The organism is Devosia insulae DS-56 (assembly GCF_000970465.2).
GTDB lineage: Bacteria > Pseudomonadota > Alphaproteobacteria > Rhizobiales > Devosiaceae > Devosia_A > Devosia_A insulae.
The window spans coordinates 1-3215 of the sequence record NZ_LAJE02000375.1 but is presented as its reverse complement, the minus strand read 5'-3'; the positions used below and the strand labels follow the sequence as shown (position 1 = coordinate 3215).

General features: G+C 65.3%; 5 protein-coding genes. 1 reads left to right on the top strand and 4 read right to left on the bottom strand.

The genetic code is table 11. The features are described from left to right. From VW23_RS25175 to VW23_RS25160, 4 genes are all read right to left on the bottom strand, one after another. A partial coding sequence (locus VW23_RS25175) for a ribokinase (RefSeq protein ID WP_069912234.1) occupies positions 1 to 891 on the bottom strand: 891 nt, incomplete at its 3' end. Next, positions 888 to 1406: a DUF1697 domain-containing protein gene (locus VW23_RS25170; protein ID WP_069912233.1), complete on the bottom strand. Its 519-nt coding sequence runs from the start codon at positions 1404 to 1406 to the stop codon at positions 888 to 890. The genes VW23_RS25175 and VW23_RS25170, both read right to left, overlap by 4 nt. Then, positions 1403 to 2005, bottom strand: coding sequence for a YdeI/OmpD-associated family protein (locus tag VW23_RS25165; RefSeq protein ID WP_069912232.1), 603 nt, complete (start codon positions 2003 to 2005; stop codon positions 1403 to 1405). The genes VW23_RS25170 and VW23_RS25165 overlap by 4 nt, the downstream gene beginning before the upstream one ends. Further along, complete coding sequence (locus VW23_RS25160; protein WP_069912231.1) at positions 2005 to 2832, bottom strand: arylamine N-acetyltransferase family protein; 828 nt, start codon at positions 2830 to 2832, stop codon at positions 2005 to 2007. The genes VW23_RS25165 and VW23_RS25160 overlap by 1 nt, the downstream gene beginning before the upstream one ends. 226 nt (positions 2833 to 3058) lie before the next feature. Here VW23_RS25160 and VW23_RS29855 point away from each other — a divergent pair. Next, positions 3059 to 3215 (top strand): phage terminase small subunit-related protein (locus VW23_RS29855; RefSeq protein ID WP_425285189.1); only part of this gene is annotated, 157 nt, incomplete at its 3' end.

The following is a 3215-nucleotide window of genomic DNA, read 5'->3' as shown; positions in this document are numbered from 1 at the left end:
CTTCAGCGCCGCCTCGACATCCCTGAGATACGGCACGGCCGGCGGCGCGCCGGGCTTCAGCACGGCGAGGCTGGCCGCCACCGCTGCTCGGCGCATGGCGGCTTCGAGATCGAACCCGCGATCGAGCCCCGCCGCAAGGTAGCCGCAGAAGGTGTCTCCGGCGCCGACAGTGTCGACCGGATCGACCTTCATGGCGGGGACGGCAAAACTGCCGGTCGGGGTGGCGGCGCGGGCGCCGTCGGGGCCGAGGGTGACGATCACGGTCTGGTTCTGCGATCTGGCCCAATCGGTCATGGCGGCATCGAGCCGGTCGACGCCGGCGCCGGTCAGGAGCTCGAACTCGGTCTCGTTGGCGATGACGATCGAGGCCTGTTCGGCGACGGCCTTGGTGGTCTTCAGGAACGGCGCGGTGTTGAGGATCGAGACGACGCCCTGCGCCTTGGCCAGCTCGAGTGCGCGCTCGGTGGCCGCCTGTGGGATTTCCTGCTGCAGCATCAGCACCGAGCCGATGCCTAGCCCCTCGAGCGCCGCATCGGCGTCGGCGCGGCCCATGGTGCCGTTGGCGCCGGGGAGGATGGCGATAACGTTCTCGCCGGCCTCGTCGACGAAGATCATGGCGATGCCGGTGGCGCCTTCGACGATGCGCACGTGGCTGAGGTCGACGCCGTCGGCACGCAGCAGCTTCAGCGCCTCATCGGCAAAGCTGTCGGTACCGGCCGCGGCGAACATCCGAACCTCGGCGCCGGCGCGACGGGCAGCCAGCGCCTGGTTGGCGCCCTTGCCGCCGGCAGCCATCGAGAACTCGTTGCCGGGCACCGTCTCGCCAGGCTTCGGGATGCGGCTGACGGTGCCGATCAGGTCGAGATTGGTGGAGCCGAGGACAGTGATCAATTGAGGACCTTGGGGATGGTGTTCCAGTTGCGCATGGTAGCGACTGCGCCCTTCTCCAACTGCCGGTCGAACTTGTCCAGCCCCGGACCGTGCCGACCGTCAGGCTGGCGGTAGCCGACGAGATAGATATCGCGGGCGTCGACCCGCACCACATCGTAATTGTCGGGGATGCCGGTATAGCTCTTGCCCTCAGGCAACGGCTTATCGAACAGCAGCACGTAGCGGTGGAAATTGCCTGCTTCGGGGTACGCCGCGAAGGGTTCTGCCGCCAGCATCGCTGCGATCTCGGGACCCGAGCGCATCACCGCTTCGGAAAACCAGCCCCAGCGCTTTTCGATCGCCGCTTCCAGCTCCGCCTTGGGGTCGTGCCCGCATTCGAAGCGCACATTGCCGCTGGCGAGGATGGTCTTGATGCCGGTGTAGCCGAGCTCGGCGCAGAGCGTCTTCAGTTCTGCCATCTTCATCTGGCGCTTACCGACATTGACGGCGCGCAGGAACGCCACCCAGACCGTCACTTCTGCTTGCCCTGCGGATAGATGGTCTCGCCGCGTTTCAGCATCTCGACAAAGCTCTCGATCTTCTTCTTGCGGCCCGCTTCGGTCTTCATGTTGTGGGTGCGGAAGGCAATGGCGAAGCGGTTCTGCTCGCTGAGCTTGCCGAGCATCTCCTTGGCCGCGGGCTCGGCGTCGATTGCCGCCTGGAGGTCGTCGGGGATCTTCATGTCCTTGCCGGCGCCGTAGGCCTTGTCCCAGCGGCCGTCGGCCTTGGCGGCTTCGACATGCTTAAGCCCATGCTCGGTCATCCGGCCGGATTTGATCAGCCGGGCGACATTGTCGACGTTGATCTTGCTCCAGATGCTTTTCCGGCCGCGGCGGGTGTAGCGCTGCAGAAAGCTCTTATCGTCAAAGCCCTTGCGCACCGCGTCGATCCAGCCCCAGCAGAGGATGGCGTCGATCGCCTCCTTGGCGGTGATCGAGGGCAGGCCGGAGCCAACCTTGTGGATCTTGATCCAGACCTCATCCCAGCTGTCGTGGTGCTGGCTCAGCCAGTCATAGAAGGCCTGCTCGTCCTTGAACTCGAGCACCTTGTCGGGGTCGACGTAAACCGGCGCCATCAGTCGGGCTCGCGTTCGATGATTTTTTGCAGCGCCGGCTCGAGCCGCTCGTCGTTGGGCAGTTGCAGGCCGAAGGTGCCGGTGAGCAGTTCGCGCAGTTCGCTGGCGGAATTGAGCAGCCGTCCCTCGCTTGGCGCGCCGACGGTGTGGATGTTGAGCTTGCGATTGAACAGCGCCACGCGCCGGGTCTTTTCGACCCTCGCGACCAGGAGGTTCTGGGTGAAGGACGGCGAGGAGTCGGCTTCATCGTTCAGCCTCGCCAGTTCGTCCATGCCGCGCTCGGTGCGCTCGAAGCTGTAAAGCGCGTGCCACTCGCCCGCGATCTCGATCTCCACCTGCCAGGTGCCGTCGGCCTCGAGCAGGCGATAGGTATCGAGCGGGGTGGCCTGGGGGGTGTCGGCGCGCAGCCGGAGCGGCGCCGTGGCGGTCTGGCCACCGAAACCGACATCGGCGAGATAGGTGATACCGGCGACCTCGACGGTGAGCACCAGATGGCGCAGTTGCGGTTCCTCGCCCTCGGGCAGGCCCCAGAGCACCCGGGCGCCGTGCATCTTCACTTCGAAGTCGAGCTCCTCCAGCATCGCCTTGAATAGGAGGTTGTGCTCGAAGCAATAGCCGCCGCGGCGATCGAACAGCAGTTTTTGCTGCAGGTTGGCGAGGTCGAGCCGCACCGGCGCGCCCATCAGCGGATCGAGGTTCTCGTAAGGGATCGCCGCCGGATGCAACTGATGCAATTGGCTCAGCGTCTCCAGCGAGGGAGCGATCGAGCCGGCAAAGCCGATACGCTCGAACCAGGCATCGATATTGGCCTTTGATGCCACGGACATCCCCACCGCTGATTCCGGGACGGCCATAATGATGAGCGGAACGGGATTTGTCACCCCGGCAAGGAAGGGCCTGGCCGGATGGGTAGGTGTGCGGGTGCGAAAGCCGGTTCGCGCGGTTGAGAAAGCTACGCACCGGGTCATCCCCGCGAAAGTGTACTGTTCCGGCGGATTGGCGTGATGGACTCGGTGTAGAACGAGGCGTTGCCTTTGTCAGGGAGCGCTTAGGATGGATCTGAAGTTGCACGCCAATGCGACGACGACGCCGAAGACGCGGGCCTACATTCAGGCCAGCACGGCGAGCGTCGCGGACCTGGCTGTCGAGCTGGGCGTCAATGAGAGCACGGTGCGGCGCTGGAAGGGCCGGACCTCAGTGGCCGATCGGT

What these genes read in the sequence shown, in the direction of transcription:
- VW23_RS25165 (WP_069912232.1), bottom strand. Translation starts at nt 2,005, where the DNA reads ATGGCGCCGGTTTACGTCGACCCCGACAAGGTGCTCGAGTTCAAGGAC.
- VW23_RS25160 (WP_069912231.1), bottom strand. Translation starts at nt 2,832, where the DNA reads ATGTCCGTGGCATCAAAGGCCAATATCGATGCCTGGTTCGAGCGTATC.